This is a genomic window from Aerophototrophica crusticola (assembly GCF_012913305.1).
GTDB lineage: Bacteria > Pseudomonadota > Alphaproteobacteria > Azospirillales > Azospirillaceae > Niveispirillum > Niveispirillum crusticola.
The window spans coordinates 3446467-3464548 of the sequence record NZ_CP051775.1 but is presented as its reverse complement, the minus strand read 5'-3'; the positions used below and the strand labels follow the sequence as shown (position 1 = coordinate 3464548).

General features: G+C 70.3%; 14 protein-coding genes and 1 pseudogene. 9 read left to right on the top strand and 6 right to left on the bottom strand.

Annotated elements, in window-relative coordinates:
* The first annotated feature begins 19 nt into the window (after positions 1-19).
* The 3 genes from HHL28_RS17010 (at position 20) to grpE (ending at position 2192) form a co-directional block, all read left to right on the top strand.
* The gene (locus HHL28_RS17010) at positions 20-355 is read left to right on the top strand and encodes a hypothetical protein (RefSeq protein ID WP_169655545.1); all 336 of its coding nucleotides are present in this window, start codon (positions 20-22) and stop codon (positions 353-355) included.
* Between the two features lie 64 nt (positions 356-419).
* Positions 420-1457, top strand: coding sequence for a heat-inducible transcriptional repressor HrcA (gene hrcA / locus HHL28_RS17005; protein ID WP_075771108.1), 1038 nt, complete (start codon positions 420-422; stop codon positions 1455-1457).
* 147 nt (positions 1458-1604) lie between these two features.
* Complete coding sequence (gene grpE / locus HHL28_RS17000) at positions 1605-2192, top strand: nucleotide exchange factor GrpE (protein ID WP_075771109.1); 588 nt, start codon at positions 1605-1607, stop codon at positions 2190-2192.
* 153 nt (positions 2193-2345) lie between these two features.
* Here the strand turns inward: grpE and HHL28_RS16995 are convergent, their stop codons facing one another.
* From HHL28_RS16995 to HHL28_RS16985, 3 genes and pseudogenes are all read right to left on the bottom strand, one after another.
* A complete protein-coding gene (locus HHL28_RS16995; protein WP_075771110.1) occupies positions 2346-4031 on the bottom strand; it encodes a methyl-accepting chemotaxis protein in 1686 nt (561 codons plus the stop codon).
* 507 nt (positions 4032-4538) lie between these two features.
* Positions 4539-7109: an ABC transporter permease gene (locus HHL28_RS16990; RefSeq protein ID WP_075771111.1), complete on the bottom strand. Its 2571-nt coding sequence runs from the start codon at positions 7107-7109 to the stop codon at positions 4539-4541.
* Positions 7110-7115: 6 nt separating this feature from the next.
* A pseudogene (locus tag HHL28_RS16985) lies at positions 7116-7846 on the bottom strand (ABC transporter ATP-binding protein).
* 73 nt (positions 7847-7919) lie between these two features.
* On the opposite strand from HHL28_RS16985, the gene HHL28_RS18965 reads away from it, so the two are divergent.
* From HHL28_RS18965 to thpR, 5 genes are all read left to right on the top strand, one after another.
* Complete coding sequence (locus HHL28_RS18965) at positions 7920-8198, top strand: SGNH/GDSL hydrolase family protein (RefSeq protein WP_404326042.1); 279 nt, start codon at positions 7920-7922, stop codon at positions 8196-8198.
* A complete protein-coding gene (locus HHL28_RS18960) occupies positions 8156-8557 on the top strand; it encodes an arylesterase (RefSeq protein WP_404326954.1) in 402 nt (133 codons plus the stop codon). Before HHL28_RS18965 ends, HHL28_RS18960 begins: the two co-directional genes overlap by 43 nt.
* A gap of 3 nt (positions 8558-8560) precedes the next feature.
* Positions 8561-9694, top strand: a complete 1134-nt coding sequence (locus HHL28_RS16975) for an FIST signal transduction protein (protein WP_075771114.1) — start codon at positions 8561-8563, stop codon at positions 9692-9694.
* Positions 9695-9723: 29 nt separating this feature from the next.
* The gene (locus tag HHL28_RS16970; protein WP_075771115.1) at positions 9724-10767 is read left to right on the top strand and encodes an aldo/keto reductase; all 1044 of its coding nucleotides are present in this window, start codon (positions 9724-9726) and stop codon (positions 10765-10767) included.
* 147 nt (positions 10768-10914) lie between these two features.
* Positions 10915-11487: an RNA 2',3'-cyclic phosphodiesterase gene (gene thpR / locus HHL28_RS16965; RefSeq protein ID WP_075771116.1), complete on the top strand. Its 573-nt coding sequence runs from the start codon at positions 10915-10917 to the stop codon at positions 11485-11487.
* 29 nt (positions 11488-11516) lie between these two features.
* On the opposite strand, the gene HHL28_RS16960 is transcribed toward thpR, so the two are convergent.
* The gene (locus HHL28_RS16960) at positions 11517-12065 is read right to left on the bottom strand and encodes a hypothetical protein (RefSeq protein ID WP_075771117.1); all 549 of its coding nucleotides are present in this window, start codon (positions 12063-12065) and stop codon (positions 11517-11519) included.
* A 140-nt stretch (positions 12066-12205) separates the two neighbouring features.
* On the opposite strand from HHL28_RS16960, the gene HHL28_RS16955 reads away from it, so the two are divergent.
* Positions 12206-13315, top strand: coding sequence for a winged helix-turn-helix domain-containing protein (locus HHL28_RS16955; protein WP_075771118.1), 1110 nt, complete (start codon positions 12206-12208; stop codon positions 13313-13315).
* A gap of 188 nt (positions 13316-13503) precedes the next feature.
* Here HHL28_RS16955 and HHL28_RS16950 read toward each other — a convergent pair whose 3' ends face one another.
* Both HHL28_RS16950 and HHL28_RS16945 read right to left on the bottom strand, forming a co-directional pair.
* Entirely contained in the window at positions 13504-16647 is a 3144-nt protein-coding gene (locus HHL28_RS16950) for an efflux RND transporter permease subunit (protein WP_075771119.1), read from the bottom strand.
* Positions 16648-16756: 109 nt separating this feature from the next.
* A complete protein-coding gene (locus HHL28_RS16945; RefSeq protein WP_075771120.1) occupies positions 16757-17857 on the bottom strand; it encodes an efflux RND transporter periplasmic adaptor subunit in 1101 nt (366 codons plus the stop codon).
* Positions 17858-18082: the final 225 nt, after the last annotated feature.

The window sequence follows — 18082 nt, the reverse complement described above, 5'->3', positions numbered from 1 at the left end:
GGCGGGGGCGGGAGGTCCAGTGCCGTGGAACCGCGTGCAGCGCTGGCCGCTTCCTTTCGACGTGCAATTGCATCATCATGCATGTGAACGGAAGGGAAGCCGCATGCCACGTCGACGCGAAGCAGCGAACGCCGACCTGGAGGAAGATTTGGCCCTGAACGCGATTGCCGATGCACGCCAGGGCGATCCCGAGGTCGAAGTGCCGATGGACCCGATAACCGGGGAGCCTGACTGGACCGCGTTCGATGCGTTCACGGACGAGGACATCCGGAAAGCCCGGGAAGCGGACCCGGATGCGGCACCCTTCCTCGACGCCAAATGGTTCAAGCGTGCACGTGTTGTCCCGCCACATTGATTCCCGCCCCCCTGGCGACTAGTGTCATTGTCCAGGTTGGGCAACACGGAGACTGCCGGCGGCGATGATCAGTGAGCTGAACCAGCGGTCGCGGGAGATTTTCCGCCAGATCGTCGAGGCTTATGTGCAGACGGGGGAGCCGGTGGGCTCGCGCACCTTGTCGCGCCGGCTTTCTGTCCAGCTCTCCCCCGCCACCATCCGCAACGTCATGGCCGACCTGGAGGAGCTGGGGCTGCTGATGGCGCCGCATACCTCTGCCGGCCGGGTGCCGACGGAGGCGGGGCTGCGCCTGTTCGTCAACGGGTTGCTGCAGGTGGGCGACCTGACCGACCGGGAGCGGGAGGACATCGAGGCGTCCTGCGCCACCCGCGGCCGCTCCCTGCCGGAGGTGCTGGAGGAGGCGACGAACCTGCTGTCCGGCCTGTCCTCCTGCGCCGGGCTGGTGGTGGCGCCCAAGACGGACCGGCCCCTGAAGCATATCGAGTTCGTCAGCCTGTCCCCCGGACGCGCCCTGGTGGTGATGGTGACGGAGGATGGCCTGGTGGAGAACCGGGTGGTGGACGTGGCCCAGGGCCTGCCGCCGTCCGCCCTGCGCATGGCGAGCAACTATCTGAACGCCAAGGTGGTGGGGAAGACGCTTGCCGAGGCCCGCGCCATCATCCAGCGGGAGATGGAGGAGCAGAAGACCCAGCTGGACGCCCTGACCCAGAAGGTGGTGGAGACGGGCCTTGCCACCTGGTCCGGCACCCGGGGCACGGCGGGGTACCTGATCGTGCGCGGCCAGGCCAAGCTGCTGGAGGACGTGACCGCCATCTCCGACCTGGAGCGCATCCGCACCCTGTTCGAGGCGCTGGAGACGCGGGAGCACATGGTCCGCCTGCTGGACGCCACCGGACGGGGCGAGGGGGTGCAGATCTTCATCGGGGCGGAGAACGAGATGTTCCGCCACGCCGGCTGCTCCATGATCGTCAGCCCCTATGGCAACGGCCGGGACCAGGTGGTGGGCGCCATCGGCGTGATCGGCCCCACCCGCATCAACTATGCCCGCATCATCCCCATGGTGGATTACACGGCCAAGGTGATCGGGCGGCTGATGGGGTGAGGCGCGGCCCGAAATCGCGGGGGGCGCCGCAAAACTCCTCTCGACCTTTCCGGCCGACATCCTTATCTGCATGGGCTCACGGGTGGCGCGTCGCTTGTCCCTGGAGGGCGCGCCGCCCCGCGTCACGACCCGTTGAGCGAGACACCGATGACCGACGAGACGACGTCCCACGACACCCCGGCCGACGAAGCCCCCCAGGCCACCGCCGAGGCGCATGCCACCGCCAATGGCGGCAGCGATGAGCGGGTGGCGAAGCTGGAGGCGGAGGTGGGGTCCCTGAAGGACCAGCTGCTGCGCGCCCTGGCCGAGGCGGAGAACATCCGCCGCCGGGCGGAGCGGGAGCGGGAGGACACCGCCAAGTACGCCGTGTCCAAGTTCGCCAAGGAACTGCTGGCCGTGGCCGACAACCTCCGCCGTGCCGTGGAGGCCGTGCCCGCCGAGACCCGGGAGGCCGACCAGGCCGTCAACAACCTGCTGACCGGCGTCGAGGCCACGGAGCGCCAGCTCCTCGCCGCCTTCGACCGCGGCGGCATCCAGAAGATGGAAGCCCTGGACAAGCCCGCCGACCCCAACTTCCACCAGATCATGGCGGAGATCGAGGGCACGGGTAAGGCCCCCGGCACCGTGGTCCAGGTCTACCAGCCCGGCTACACCATCCACGGTCGCCTGCTGCGCGAGGCCATGGTCGTCGTCGCCAAGGGCGGCGAGGCGCCGAAGGTCGACACGTCAGCCTGACCCTGCTTCGGGTACGGGAACGAAGAAGGGCCGCCCGGCGTCGGGCGGCCCTTCAGTTTTTTGGGAATGGGGCCCGCGTGAGCCAAGCCCGCGGATGCGGGCGCCCGGCGCCTGAGGGGGCCGTTGATCGGTCACGATCAGCGGCCACGGGCATCAAGCCGCCCGGATGCGGGTGATGATGCCGTCCGTCTCCCGCCGCAGCCGGTCCACGTCGATGGCGAGCTGGGTGGCGGCGGACAGGACCTGGGCGGCGGCGGCCCCGGCATGGGTGGCCGCCTGGCTGACCCCGGCGATGTTGCTGGAGACCTCCGCTGTGCCGTGGGCGGCCTCTGCCACGTTGCGGCCGATCTCGCTGGTGGCGGCGGCCTGCTGCTGTACCCCGGCGGCCACGTTGTTGGCGATCTCGCTGACCCGGCCGATGGTGCGGCCGATGGATTGGATGGCACCCACGGCCCCTTCCGTCTGGGCCTGGATATCGGCGATTTGCACGGAGATTTCCTCCGTCGCCCGGGCGGTCTGGTTGGCCAGGCTCTTCACCTCGTTCGCCACAACGGCGAAACCCTTGCCCGCCTCCCCGGCCCTGGCCGCCTCGATGGTGGCGTTGAGGGCGAGCAGGTTGGTCTGGCCGGCGATGCTCTGGATCAGCTCCACCACCGTGCCGATGCGCTGGGCCGCCACGGCCAGGCCCGCCACCGCCTCGTTGGTGCGGGTGGCGTCCACCACCGCTTCCTGCGTGATGGCGGAGGATTCGGAGACCTGGCGGGCGATCTCCTGGATGGAGGCGGAAAGCTGGTCCGCCGCCGCGGCCACCGACTGGACATTGGCGGTGGCTTGGCCCGCCGCCACGGCCACGGTGCCGGACTGGCGCCCCGCCTGGCCGGCGGTGCTGCTCATCGACTCCGCGCTGGCCTTCAACTGGCCGGCGGCGGCGGAGACGGCACCCACCACCCCCTGGATGCTGCCTTCCAGCTCGTCCGCCAGCCGCAGGGCGGTGGCGACCCGTTCCCGTTCGGCCTGGCCGGACAGGCTGGCCTGCTCCGCCTCCAGCGCCGCCTTGCGCAGGGCGTTGTCCCGGAACACCTGCACCGCGGCGGCCATGTGGCCCAGCTCGTCCCGCCGGCCGACACCGGGGATGGCCAGGTCGGTGCGGCCGCCCGCCAGCAGGTCCATGGCATCGGTCATGCGGACCACGGGCGTGGTGACGCCCCGGTGCACCAGGAAGCCCAGGCCCACCGCCAGCCCCACCATGGCCAGGATGCCGCCCCAGAGGGCAGCGATGGCCGTGCTGTCCGCCGCCTCATGCTGGGCGGAGCGCTGGGCCAGCAGCTCCCGCTCCGCCTTCTCCATCTCCGCCATGCGGGCGCGGAACTGGTCCATCAAGGCCTTGCCGGCACCGCTGCCCGCCAGGGCACGGGCCTCCTCCAACCGGCCGTCCCGGGCCAGGGCCACTTCCTGCTCCGCCACCTCGGCCCGCCAGCGCAGGGCCAGGGTCCGGGCATCGTCCAGGCGGGCCTGCTGGGCCGGGTTGTCCCGGGTCAGCGTCTTGGCCGCGGCCCAGGACCGCTCGAACGCCGCCTGCCCTTCCGCGAAGGGGCCCAGGAAGGCCGTGTCGGCGGACACCAGGTAACCGCGCACCCCCGTTTCCTGGTTGACCATGGCGTTCACCACGCCCTCTGCCTGGCCCAGCACCTCATAGCTATGTTGGGACCAGTCGGTCGCGTCGTCGATGCGCATGAGCTGCGCCTGGATCACCAATCCCATCAGCAGCACGGCCGTGGCGAGGACGGTGAAGCAGGTGATGATCTTGTTGGTGATGCGAAGATTAAGAAACCAATTCATTCGCCCCTCCTAAAGACTTATGCGAATTTTCGCTGCTTCAGGAGAGGTCTGTTTATTTTGCAGCGCGGCGAGCCTATCCCAAAGGATAGGATTTTAATTGCATTTCCATGACAGGCATCGTAGCGACCTTAAGTAGATGCCTTTGGACGGCGCAGATGCCAACCGGTTGTCTGTCTTGTCGAAATGGTTCTTGGCCGCCCGCAAGTCCCGATCCGGCAGTATCGGGAATATCCCCAGGTCGCCGGCCGGGTTTTCCGTCGGAGATGAAGCGTCCGTGAAAAGGATAGGCAATTCCAGTTAACCAGAAGTTCACCATACCGGAACGCACCACGACCCAATCCATCGGGCATATGCACGGCACCTGATGAACGGCCCGGCGGCTACCGACGAAGCCAGGGTGGCGACGGGAAGGCCCACACGTCCGGCCCGGCTTTTACCGCACCCGACCCGGCAGCCACGCGCCTTCCGCTTCCCAGGCGGAAACCGGCAGGCGCATGGCTGACACGGTCAGTCATTCCGTAGAAGCGGGGCCGCCGGCTGGCCCAGGGCCCGCCATGTGCCGATGAAGCCCAGGGTCAGGGTGATGGCGGTGCAGAGCAGGGCGGTGCCGATGACGGCCAGCGGCATGAAGTTCCACTCGATGTCCATCACCTGGGTCAGCACGGCCCAGGCGGTCAGCGTGCCCAGCGCCCCGGCCACGGCGGCCGTGATCAGGCCCAGCAGGCCGTATTCCAGCAGGAAGGCGCGCAGCACCGTGCCCCTTGTGGCGCCCAGCACCTTCAGCACCACGCTGTCATAGACCCGGCGCTTGTGCCCGGCGGCGATGGCGCCGGCCAGCACCAGCGTGCCCGCCAGCAGGGTGACGGCGGCCGTCACCCGCACGGCCATGCCGATGTTGGTGATGATGGAATTCACCGTGTCCAGCGCGTCCTTCACCCGCACCATGGTGATGTTGGCGTATTTGCTGGCCACGGCCCGCTGCACCACCGGTTCCGCCTCTGCCGTCGTGTGCAGGGTGGCGACGAAGGTCTGGGGCGCGGCTTCCAGCGTGCCGGGGGCGAAGACGATGGTGTAGTTGATGCCCACATTGCGGAAATCCAGGTCGCGGACCACCGCCACCTCCGCCTCGATGTCGCGGCCCAGGATGTTCACGGTCAGGGTGGCGCCCGGGCCGATGCCGAAGGCGTCCGCCACGTCCTTGTAGATGGCCAGCTTGGGCGGGCCCTGGTAGTCCTTGGGCCACCAGGCGCCCGCGGTCACCACGTCGCCCTCCGGCGCCTCCGCCTGGTAGGTGATGCCGCGGTCGCCGTTCAGCACCCAGGCGTGTTCCCGGTTCACCAGCGCCTTTTCCGCCTCTGTCCCGTTCACGGCGGTGATGCGGCCGCGCAGGTTGGGGACCATGTCCAGCCGGTCGGTGCCGGGCACGCCCAGGACGGTGGCGCGGAAGTCCTCCACCTGGTCCTGCTGGATGTCCACGAAGAAGAAGGCCGGCGCGTCCTTGGGGATGGTGTCCTGCACCTCCCGCCGGAAGTTGCCCTCGATCAGGGAGATGGCGACCAGCACCGTCAGCCCCAGGCCCAGGGACAGCACCACCGCCCCGGTGGGGTTGCCCGGCCGGTGGATGTTGGCCAGCGCCAGGCGCAGCACCGGCTGCCGCGGCCGGCCCAGCCTGGCCGCCCCCTTGGTCACCGCCCAGCCCGCCAGCCAGAAGGCGCCCAAGGTGGCCAGGCTGCCGGCCACGAACACGGCGGCGAAGCCCTTCTCCTCCGCCGTCGCCACGGCCAGGCCCGCCAGGCCCAGACCGGACAGCACCATCAGCGCCAAGTAGCCCGGCCGCAGCCGGGTGCGCGCCGGGGCCACGGCATCGCGGAACAAGGCCGCCGCCGGCACCTCCCGCGCCCGGGCCAGGGGCCAGAGGGAGAAGGCGAGCGCGGTCAGCAGGCCGAAGCCGGCGGCGACGGCCAAGCCGCCGGGATAGACGCCGATCCGCGCCGTGATGGGCAGCAGGTCCGCCAGCACCCGGCCGGCGGCGATGGGGGCGATGGTGCCGATGACCAGCCCGATGGCGATGCCCACGGCGGCCAGGGCCAGGATCTGCGCTAGGTATGCCTCGAACACCAGCCCGCCGCGGGCGCCGACGCATTTCAGGGTGGCGATGGTGGCGGTCTTGCCGTCCAGGTAGCTGCGCACGGCGTTGCCCACGCCCACCCCGCCCACCAGCAGGGCGGTCAGCCCCACCAGGGTCAGGAACAGGGTCAGCCGGTCCACGAAGCGGGCAAGCTGGGGGGCGGCGTCGGTATAGTCGCGGATGCGCCAGCCGGCGTTGGGGTGGTCGGCCTTCAGCCCTTCGCGGAAGGCCTTCACGTCGCTGCCGGGCGGCAGCTTCAGCAGGTAGGACCAGGTGACCAGGCTGCCGGGCTGCACCAGCCCGCTTTCCCGCAGGGCCCCGTCCGCCACCATCATGCGGGGGCCCAAATTGAAGCTGCCGGACCCGGCCTTGTCCGGTTCCCGCCCGATGATGCCGCGCACCTGCACGGTCATGTCGCCGACCTTCAGGCTGGCGCCCTCGCCGATCTCCAGCCGGTCGGCCAGGGTCTGCTCCACCACGGCACCCCAGGTGCCGTCCTTCTTGGCCAGGACCGACTGGATGTCCACGGGGCCGCTGGTCAAGGTGAACTGGCCGTAGAGCGGGTAGCCCGGCCCCACGCCCTTCAGCTCCACCAGGGCGGCCTTGCCCAGATCGGCGGGGTCCCGGGCCATGGCCCGCATCTCCCCCGATACCACCACCTGTCCCCGCTGCTGCATCCAGCCAAGCTGGTCGGGCGAGGCCTCCCGGTACAGCAGCCGCAGGGCCACGTCGCCGCCCAGGATGGCGCGGCCGTCGCTGCGCAGCGCGTCCAGGATGCCGCCGGAAACGCTCTGCACCGTGGCGATGGCGCCCACGCCCAGGGCCAGGCAGGCCAGGAAGATGCGGAACCCGCTCAACCCGCCACGCAGCTCCCGCCGGGCGATGGTCAGGGCAAGGCGGAGCTGGGCCCAGAAGGGGGAGGGATTGTCAGACGGCAGGGCGAGGAACATGGCGGATCATTCCCCCGCCGCGAGGGAGGCGCGGGGGGCGGCGCGGCCGTCATCCACGATCAACCCGTCCACCAGCCGGACCACCCGGTCGCATTTCTGCGCCAGCCCGGGGTCGTGGGTGATCAGCAGGATGGTGGTGCCCAGCCGGTCGGCCATGCCGAACATCAGCTCGATCACCTTGCGGCCGGTGTCGCCGTCCAGGTTGCCCGTGGGCTCGTCCGCCAGCAGCAGGGCCGGCTCTGGCGCGAAGGCGCGGGCCAGGGCGACGCGCTGCTGCTCGCCCCCGACAGCTGGCCGGGGTAGTGGGTCAGCCGGTGGCCCAGCCCCACCGCCTCCAGCCCCTTGCGGGCCCGGTCGAAGGCGTCGGGCACGCCGGCGAACTCCAGCGGGATGGCCACGTTCTCCAGCGCCGTCATGGTGGGGATCAGGTGGAAGGCCTGGAAGACGATGCCCACCTCGTCCCGGCGGAAGCGGGCCAGCGCATCCTCGTTCAGGGTGGTCAGCTCCTGCCCCTTGACCTTGACGCTGCCGGAGGTCGGCGGTTGCAGCCCGCCCAGGATCATCATCATCGAAGACTTGCCGGAACCGGACGGCCCCACCACGCCCACCTTCTCCCCCGCCCCCACTTCCAGGCTGATGCCCTTCAGGATGTTGACGGGCCCCGCCTCACTCTCCAGCTTAAGGTGGACGTCCGTCAGGGCGACGACGGTTTGGCTGGTCAGGACAGGCTTGGGCATGACGGATTCCCGGAAGGCGGCAAACTCCACGCGATATGGCCCCACCCGGCGCCAAATCAACCGAACCGGCGCTTTGGCCCTGCTGTTCGCGGGGATATTGGTTCCCCTTGGGGCCCTGGTGCCGGGCGTGGCGCTGGCCCAGGGCGGCAAGCCCCTGAAGATCGTCACGCTGGGGGACAGCCTGTCCGCCGGCTACAAGCTGCCGAAGGAAGCGGCCTTCACCAGCCAGCTCGAGGCGGCGCTGAAGGCCAAGGGCTATGACGTCAGCGTCCCCAACACCGGCGTGTCGGGGAAACGACCACCGGCGGCCTGGCCCGGCTGGATTGGCTGCTGGCGGACAAGCCGGACCTGATGATCGTGGAGCTGGGCGCCAACGATGGCCTGCGCGGCATCGACCCCAACGTCACCCGTGCCAACCTGGACAAGATCCTGGCCAAGCTGAAGGAGCGCGGCATCCCCGCCGTGCTGGCCGGCATGCTGGCGCCGCGCAACATGGGGTCCGACTACGCCAAGGTGTTCGACGCCCTGTACCCGGAACTGGCGAAGAAATACGATGTGGCCTTCTATCCCTTCTTCCTGGAAGGGGTGGCCATGGACCCCAAGTTGAACCTGGATGACGGCATGCACCCCACGGCGGAGGGGGTGGCGGTGATCGTCAAGGGCATCCTGCCCGTGGTCACCGGGGTTCTGGACAAGATGAAGGCGGGCTGAGGCATGGAGGATTTCCCCGACGACGCCCCGCGCTTCGCCAGCAGCATCGCCGCCGGGGAAAGCTGGTCCGATGCCGCCAAGGACTGCCTGGCCGGGCTGGACCTGGTGCCGGGCGCCAATTTGGGCTTCATCTACGTCACCGACCACTTGGCGGACCAGCTTTCCAGCATCGTCACCCTGTTCCGCGGCGTGACCGGCGTGGACCAGTGGGTAGGCACGGTGGGCCTGGGCGTCTGCGGCACGGGCGAGGAGATCTTTGACGAGCCCGCCGTCGCCGCACTGGTGGGCGCTTTCCCGGAAGGGTCGTTCCGCTTGATCCCGCCCCTGACCGACGGGACGGGGCCGCTGGCGGAGCTGGGCACCTGGCTGGCCCTGCACCCGCCCCTGCTGGGCCTGGTCCATGCCGACCCGCGCAATGCCAAGGTGCCCACCCTGCTGGAGGGGCTGGCGGAGCGCACAGGCGCCTTCCTGGTGGGTGCCGTCACCGCCAGCCGCCGCGACTTCGCCCAGCTTGCCGGACGGGTGGGGGAGAACGCGGTGTCCGGCGTGCTGTTCGCGCAGGAGGTGGAGGTGGCCACGGCCCTCAGCCAGGGCTGCACCCCCATCGGCCCCGTCCGCACGGTGACGGAGGCCGAGGGCAACGTGCTGGTCCAACTGGACGGCCGCCCGGCGTTGGAGGTGTTCAAGGAGGACATCGGCCCGGCCCTGTCCAAGGATTTGCGCCAGGTGGGCGGCACCGTCTTCGCCGCCCTGCCCATCCCGGGGTCCGACACGGGGGACTACCTTGTCCGCAACCTGCTGGCCATCGACCCCGCCAAGGGCTGGATCGCCATCGGGGAAGAGCTGGAGGACGGCGACGGCGTCATGTTCTGCCGCCGCGACCGGGCCACGGCCACTGCCGACCTGGACCGCATGCTGGCAGGCCTGAAGAAGCGCCTGCGCGGGCGCGTACCCAAGGCAGGCATCTACGTCTCCTGCGTCGCCCGCGGCCCCAGCTTGTTCGGGGAGGACAGCCAGGAGCTGAAGGCCATCGAGTCGGCCCTGGGCCATTTCCCCCTGGCCGGCCTGTTCGCCGGCGGGGAGATTTCCAACACAAGGCTGTACGGGTATACCGGGGTGCTGACCCTGTTCCTGTGACCCTTCCCGATATCCCTGAGGTTCGACCCATGGAGATGCGCCCCCTCGGCCGCACCGGCCTGACCGTCACCGCCTGCTGCCTGGGCACCATGACCTGGGGCGTGCAGAACACGGAAGGTGAGGGCCATGCCCAGATGGACCTGGCCTTCGACCGCGGCGTCACCTTCTGGGACACGGCGGAGATGTACGCCATCCCGCCCACGGCCGAGAGCTATGGAAGGACGGAGGAGATCATCGGGTCCTGGTTCGCCAGCCGCGGCCGGCGGGACCGGGTGGTGCTGGCCAGCAAGGTGATCGGCCGGGCCAATGGCAGCTTCCCCTGGGTGCGGGGCGGCGGGGCCAAGCTGGACCGGGCCAACATCACCCAGGCGCTTGAGGACAGCCTGCGCCGGCTGCGCACGGACTACATCGACCTGTACCAGCTGCACTGGCCGGACCGGCGGACCAACCGCTTCGGCGGGCGCGGGGCAGACTTCCGCCCGACGGCGGACGAGGTGCCGGTGGAGGAGACGCTGGCCGTCCTGGCCGACCTGGTGAAGGCGGGCAAGGTCCGGCATGTGGGCCTGTCCAACGAGACGCCCTGGGGCGTGATGGCCTTCGTGCGCGCCGCGGAGAACCTGGGTCTGCCACGGGTGGTGACCATCCAGAACGCCTACAACTTGCTGAACCGCACCTTCGAGGACGCGCTGGCGGAGGTGGCGGTGCGGGAGGATGTGGGCCTGCTGGCCTATGCCCCGCTGGCGGCGGGCACCCTGACCGGCAAGTACCTGGGCGGGGCCATGCCCGAAGGTTCCCGCCGGTCCATCGACTTCCGCAAGTCCCGCTACGCCACCCCGCGGGCGGACGCGGCCACGAAGGCCTATGTGGACATCGCCCGGCGGCACGGGCTGGACCCGGCCCAGATGGCCATCGCGTTCGTGAACCGGCAGCCCTTCGTCACCGCCACCATCATCGGCGCAACCAGCCTGGCGCAGTTGGAAAATGACCTGGCGGGCTTCGACCTGACCCTGCCCGACGCCGTTATGGAGGAGATCGAGGCGGTCCATGCCGCCAACCCGAACCCGTGCCCTTGATCGGCGTTTCGTGCTGAATTGTGCTTCCCCTGCGCAAGCAGGGGCCCACAGTTCTTTGCCACTGGCCCTCGCGGGATCGGGTCGAGAAAAGTGGGCCCCTGCTTTCGCAGGGGAGGCGGTAACGCGCCTCTTTGACGGGAGCATGACATGATCCGCCTGTTCGTCGGCCTTCCCCTGCCGGAGCGCACCCGTGAGCGGCTGGCCAGCCTGGCCCACGGGCTGGCCGGGGCCCGCTGGATCCCGCCGGAGAACTACCACCTGACCCTGCGCTTCATCGGGGAGGTGGACGAGGGCACCGCCGCCGACATCGATGAGGCCCTGGACCATGTGGTGGCCAAGCCCTTTCCCCTGGCCCTGGACGGGCTGGGCAGCTTCGGCCGCGGCCACCGGCAGCATACGCTGTGGGTGGGGGTGGAAAAGGCCGAGGGCCTGTCCCACCTGCAGGCCAAGGTGGAATCGGCCGTGGTCCGGGCCGGTCAGCCGGCGGAGGACCGCAAGTTCAGCCCCCACGTCACCCTGGCCCGGCTGGGCAGCGACCTGAGCGCGGAGAAGCTGGCCCGCTTCGTGGAGGCGAACGGCCTGTTCCGCGACGGGCCGTTCCAGGTGGACCGCTTCTGCCTGTTCGAGAGCGTGTTGGGCAAGGGCGGCGCCGTCTACCACGAGCTGCGCAGCTATCCCCTGGGCGGCTGGCGGCCGGACGAGGACGAAGAGGGGGAGTAAACGGGCCGTCCCCTACCCTACGCGCCCCCTCACCCCTCCTCCCGCGCCGCCTTGCGGAACAGCCAGGCCGACGTCAACCACAGCCCGGCGAAGACCACGGTCACGACAGGCGTTTCCCCCCAGCCGGCCACGACGCCGACGACGAAGGCCAGCAGTTGGGCCAGGGCCATCGCGGCCACGGCGAGGGACATGCCGCGGGGGCGGAAACGTGCCAGGATGGCGCCGATGATGCCGACCAGGAGCACGCCGTGGAACATGAGGTTGGCGGGGTTGTCCTCCGACCCGATGACGCCCACGGCCAGGTTGGCCCAGAGCAGGAGGAAGCCCGTCGCGACCGCCACGCCAGCGCCGGCCCGGTAGGCCCAATTCCCGGACATCCTCACGGCCACCTCCAGGGCGCCCCCGGCCACGGCCAGCATGACGCCGAAGGTGATGAAGTCCTCCGGCCCCCAATCAACCTTCGTCGTGAAGCGCATGGCCACGGCGGGCAGCAGCAACAGGGCCGCCGCCCCGCCCCACCCCACCAGCCGCCAGGGGCTCACGCCCCGCCGCGGGCCGTTGCCGCCGATTTCCACCATCGCCTGACCTCCCCTCTATGGTACCAGTGGCCGCGGTCCCGGGGCCGGCGCCAGCGCGCCGCGCCGGTCCGCGTTCGGCCGCCACACTGCCCCAGGGGCCGGGCGGGTGGCATGAGGAAACCCTGAGGATTTGCTGAGCAATGGGATCGGGCGGTTTCCGTTTCGCGCGTTTCCACCTGGACATGGGCGAGCGCCGGCTGTGGCGCGACGACATGCCGGTGGAGATGAACAGCCGCTACCTGGACGCCCTGGCCCTGCTGGTGCGGGAGCAGGGGAAGCTGGTCACCAAGGGCCGCTTCCTGGAGGAGGTCTGGCGGGACGTGCCCGTCACCGACGAGGCCCTGACCCAATGCATCAAGACGCTGCGCCGGCAGCTTGGCGACAACGCCGCCGACCCCTGCTTCATCGAGACGGTGCCGAAGCATGGCTACCGCTTCATCGCGCCGGTGGAGGAGGCGGGAACCGCCGCACCACCCACGCCCCTGGTTGATGCCCTGCCGCCGCCCGGGCCGGGCGGGCCCCCGTCCGTATCCCCGGCGGCGATGCCGACGGCATGGCGGCGGTTCCTGCTGCTGGGCTTGGGCGGCACGGCCGGGGCGGCGGTGTCGGGGGCCGTCGGCGGCCTGCTCTATGGCTTCGCCGCGACCTCCGGGACGGCGGGGCCCGGCATGGGCGCCTTTTCCGTCCTGCTGGTCCTGGCTTGCATCACCCTGTTCATCGCCCTGCTGGGCGGGGCGGGGGTCAGCTTCGGGATCGCGGCGGTGGGCCTGGTGCCGGGAAGCCCGCGGGGTTGGGGCATCGCCGGCGGGGCGGCCGGCGGGCTGCTGGTGGGGGCCGTGGTGAAGCTGCTGGGCCTGGACGCCTTCACCCTGCTGTTCGGCCAGTCGCCGGGCGACATCACCGGGGCGGCGGAGGGGCTGGTGCTGGGGGCCGCGGTGGGCTTGGGCGCCTGGATCGCCGGGCGCGGCACCGGGGGCCTGCGGCGGGGGGCCATCGCCGGGGCCCTATGCGGGGGCATGGCGGGGGCGCTGGTCACCCTGCTGGGCGGCCGGCTGCTGGGCGGCAGCCTGGACCTGCTCGCCCAGCGCTTCCCGGAAGCGCGGCTGCGGCTGGACCCCATCGGCGCCCTGCTGGGGGAGGCAGGCTTCGGCCCGGTGAGCCAGACGGTCACCGCCACCCTGGAAGGCGCCCTGTTCGCCGCCTGCACCGTCGCCGCCCTGTCCCTGGCGCGCAGGCGGATGGAGGAGTGAGGCTGGCGGTCGGAAAGGTTACTGGCGTGCGGCAGCAGGATCGCACATCGACCCGCCTTTTTCTGCCTCCCCTGCTTGCGCAGGGGAGGCAACGGTTTTGGCTGGATGCGGAATGATTCTGCCATGGCGCCCGCGGACGGAAGGCGGATGGGCGACACCCGAGATTACCGGAACCTAGCCTGCTGCCCTCACTCCGCCGGCACGCCCTTCAGGGCGAAGCGGCGCTCCTCCTCCTGGATCTTGCGGCGGATGGTGCCGATGGGTTGCACGCCGTGGGCGAACAGGCGGTACAGCACCGGGGTGACGAACAGGGACAGCACGGTACCGGCGGTGACGCCGCCCACGATCACCCAGCCGATGGCCATGCGCGCCTCCGCCCCCGCCCCCTCGGCCAGGGCCAGCGGCATGGCGCCGAAGACCGTGGCGATGGACGTCATCAGGATCGGGCGCAGGCGCAGCTTGGATGCCTCCACCACCGCCTCGTAGATCTCCATCCCCTCCTCCCGGAGCTGGTTGGCGAACTCCACGATCATGATGGCGTTCTTGGCGATCAGGCCGATCAGCATGATCAGGCCGATCTGGGTATAGGTGTTCAGCGACATGCCCGTGGCGGCGATGGCCACGATGCCGCCGAAGCCGGCGGGCAGCACCGACACCAGGATCATGGCCGGCAGGCGGAAATTCTCGAACTGGGCCGCCAGCACCAGGAAGGCCACCAGCAGCGCCATGCCCAGGGCGAACCAGATGGCGGTGGACGCCTCCAGCTGCAGCCGGGCCGCGCCTTCGAAGCTGACCCGGGCCTCCGGCGGCAGGGCCTCGGCCGCCGCCTGCTGCACCGCCGCGATGGCGGCACCCATGGAGGTGCCCTCCGTCAGGTTGGCGGTGATGGTGATGGAACGCAGGCGGTTGTAGCGGTTCAGCTCCGTGGCGCCAGCGGCGTCCGCCACCTTGATCAGGTTGGCCAGGGGCACCAGGTCCGACGTGCCCGACGCGGTGCCGGTGCGGACGAAGATGTTGGAGAGGTCGCGGGGGTTGGCGCGGTCCTGGCCCAGGGCACGCAGCACCACGTCATACTCCTCGCCCCGGTCCAGGTAGCGGGTGACGATCCGCTCCCCGATCATGGTTTCCAGGGTGGTGCCGATGGTGGTGACGGGCACGCCCAGGTCCGAGGCGCGGTCCCGGTCCACGGATACCTTCAACTGCGGCTTGGTCTCGTCATAGTCGGCGGAGAAGCCGGTCAGGCCGGGGAAATCCTCCATCCGGTCGATCAGGGCGTCACGCCACTCCGCCAGCTCCTCGAAGGTGTTGCCGCCGATCACCACCTGGATCTGGTTGGCGTTGGCCCCGCCGCCGCCGCCCAGGCCGGACGGCATGATGGGCACGACGCGGGCGCCGGGGATGGCGGCCAGCTTGGGCCGCACCTCGGCCACGATCTCCTGCACCTTGCGCTCGGTCACCCGCTTGTCCCAGGCGGGGGTGCGCGCCACGGCGAAGGCGCGGTTGACGCCGGCGTTGCCGCCCCAGCCCGGGTTCAGGATGGACAGCACGCTGTCCAGCTCCCCGCTCTTCAGGTAGGGCTGGAGGATGTCCTCCACCGCCTTCAGGTCGCGCATGGTGTAGTCCAGCGTCGCCCCCTCCGGCGCCGTCAGGGCGATGCGGAAGACGCCGCGGTCCTCCACCGGCGCCAGCTCGGTGGGCAGGCGCACGGCCAGCAAGCCGGTGACGGCAATGACCGCCGCCAGGGCCCCGAACACCAGCAGCGGCGCGCCCAGCGCCTTGCGCAGCAGGCGGGCATAGCCGTCGGACATGCCGGTGAAGAAGCGCTCCGTCGCGTTGAAGAAGCGGCCATGGCTCTCATGCCCCTTCAGCAGCTTGGAGCAGAGCATGGGCGACAGGGTCAGCGCCACGACGCAGGAGAAGGCGATGGCTGCCATCAGGGCGATGGCGAATTCCCGGAACAGCCGGCCCTGGTCGCCGCTGAGCATGGCCAGCGGGGCGATCACCGCCAGCAGCACCAGGGTGGTGGCGATGACGGCGAAGCCGATCTGGCGGGCGCCGCGATAGGCGGCCAGCAGCGGCGGCTCCCCCTCCTCGATCCGGCGGGAGATGTTCTCCACCACGATGATGGCGTCGTCCACCACCAGGCCCACCGCCAGCACGAAGGCCAGCAGGGTCAGCACGTTGATGGAGAAGCCCATGGCCGCCATCACGCCGAAGGCGGCGACGATGGAGATGGGGATGGCCACCACCGGGATCAGGGTGGCGCGGAAGGTGCGCAGGAACACCCAGACCACCAGGATCACCAGCAGGATGGCCACGCCGATGGCGTGGAACACCTCGTAGATGGAGCGGCTGATGAACACGGCGTCGTCGTGCCGGACCTCCAGCGTCATGCCGGCGGGCAGGGTGGCGCGGAACTGTTCCAGCATGCCGCGGGCGGCCTCCGAAACCTCCACCGTGTTGGCGGTGGACTGGCGGACGATGCCCATGCCGACGGAGGAGGTGCCGTTGATGCGGAAGTCGCCCCGGTCGTCGCGGGGGCCGATCTCCACCTTGGCCACGTCGCCCAGACGCACCAGGCTGCCGCCGTCCTGGCGCAGGACGATGCGGCCGAACTGTTCCGGCCGGGACAGGCGGGTGTCGGTGCGGACGGTGAATTCCCGCTGGGTGGACTCGATGCGGCCGGCGGGCAGCTCCGTGTTCTCCCGCCGGATGGCCTGCTCGATGTCCTGCACGGTCACGCCGCGGGCGGCCATGGCGTTGCGGTCCAGCCAGACGCGCATGGCGAAGTCGCGCCGCCCGCTGATGCGGATGCTGGCAACGCCCGGCACGGTGGACAGGGTGTCCACGAAGTAGCGCCGGACATAGTCGGTCAGTTCCAGCTGGTTCATGCGGTCGCTGGACAGGCTGATCCACATGATGGGGTTGCTGTCCGCGTCGACCTTGCTGATCTCCGGCTGCTCCGCCTCTTCCGGCAGGGCGTCGATGACGCGGCCCACCCGGTCGCGCACGTCGTTGCTGGCCGCGTCGATGTCGCGGTCGATCTCGAACTCGATGGAGACGGAGGAGGACCCTTCCCGTGAGCGGGAGCGGATGGTCTTGATGCCCTCGATGCCGTTGACCACGCCCTCGATGCGCTCGGTGATCTCGTTGTCCACCACCTCCGCCGAGGCGCCGGGATAGGTGGTGGAGATGGAGACGACCGGATAGTCGATCTTCGGCAGCTCGCGCACCGGCAGGCGCTCATAGCCCATGACGCCGAAGACGACCAGCAGCGCGCTCAGCACGAAGGCCAGCACCGGCCGCTGGATGGAAAGGTCGGACAGCACCATCGCGGGCGTCTCCCTGGTCCCTGTTCGGGGGGCGAGCACCCTCGCCGCACCCCGTCTCAGACTAAACTATTCGCGGCCCGAACCCCGGGAAGCCCCGGTGCCCGGGCGTTCAGCTCTGCGTCGGCCGCTGGGCCACGGCGGGGGCCAGGCCCTGCGGCACCTGCGGGGCCACCGGCTGGCCGTCGCGCACCTTCTGCACGCCGCGGGTCACCACCAGCTCCCCGGCGCGGATGCCGTCCAGCACCTCCACCATGCCGCTCTGGCGGGCGCCGATCTTCAGCGGGCGGCGCTGCGCCTTGTTGTCCACCACGGCGAAGGCGAACTGCTGGTCACCCACGGGCACCAGCGCCTCCTCCGGCACCAGCACCACGTCCTTGCGGTTCTCCAGGGTGAGCTGGACCGTCATGAACATGCCGGGCTTCAGCTTCTGCTCCCCATTCGGCAGGGTGGCGACGACGGTGAGGGTCCGGCTCAGCGGGTCCACGCGGGTGTCGATGGCGGTGACCTTGCCCTGGAAGGGCTGGCCCGGGAAGGCGCTGGTCAGGCCGTTCACGGTCATGCCGGGCCCCAGGCTGCGCAGGGCCGCCTGCGGCACAGTGAAGTCCAGCTTCACCTCGCGCACGTCGTCAAGGGTGGTGACCGGGTCCGCCGGGCGGACCAGGGCGCCGGGGCTGACCTGGCGCAGGCCGGTGATGCCGGTGAAGGGCGCGCGGATGGTCAGGTCCTGCAGCCGGGCCTGGGCGGCGCGCACCGACGCCTCCGCCCCCTGCAGCTCGGTCATCAGCTCGTCAACCCGGGCCTGGGCCACGGCCTGCCGGCCCAGCAGGGCGCGGGAGCGGTCCAGCAGTTGTTGGATGTTGCGCCGGTTGGCCTCCGCCACCGCCAGGTTGGCCCGGGCCTCCGTGTCGTCCAGCTCCACCAGCACGGAACCGGCCTGGACCTGCTGGCCCTCGGTGAACTGGATGGCCTTGACGATGCCCGCGGTCTTTGAGGTGACGGTCACCGCCTCGTTCGCGCGGAGCGTGCCCACCGCGTCGAAGCTGACGAGGATGTCGCCCTTGGCCGCCGGAACGGCGACGACGGAGACCGGACGCGGTGCCGCCGCGGACGGGCCCTGGGTGGCGGCACCCCCGCCCATGGTCATGTACCAGGCACCGCCCCCGGCGGCGGCCAGAACGGCAAGGATGGCGAGCTGGGGCAGGAGCCGCATCGGAAATCCCGGCTGGATAAATGGGTGAAGACCGCGCCGGAACAAAATCGGCGCGCTTGCCCGGAAGATGGAGCGAGAGGGCGCGCGCATCAAGCGCCGTCTCGGCATGGGCACCCACTTTCTCGCGCGGCGGAAAGCATTGCGCAGAGTCGTCGGCAGCGATTGTGCCAAGATGTCTGGGCTCTGTAACGGCTCTGTTACAGACGGCCTGACTTTACAAAGAAG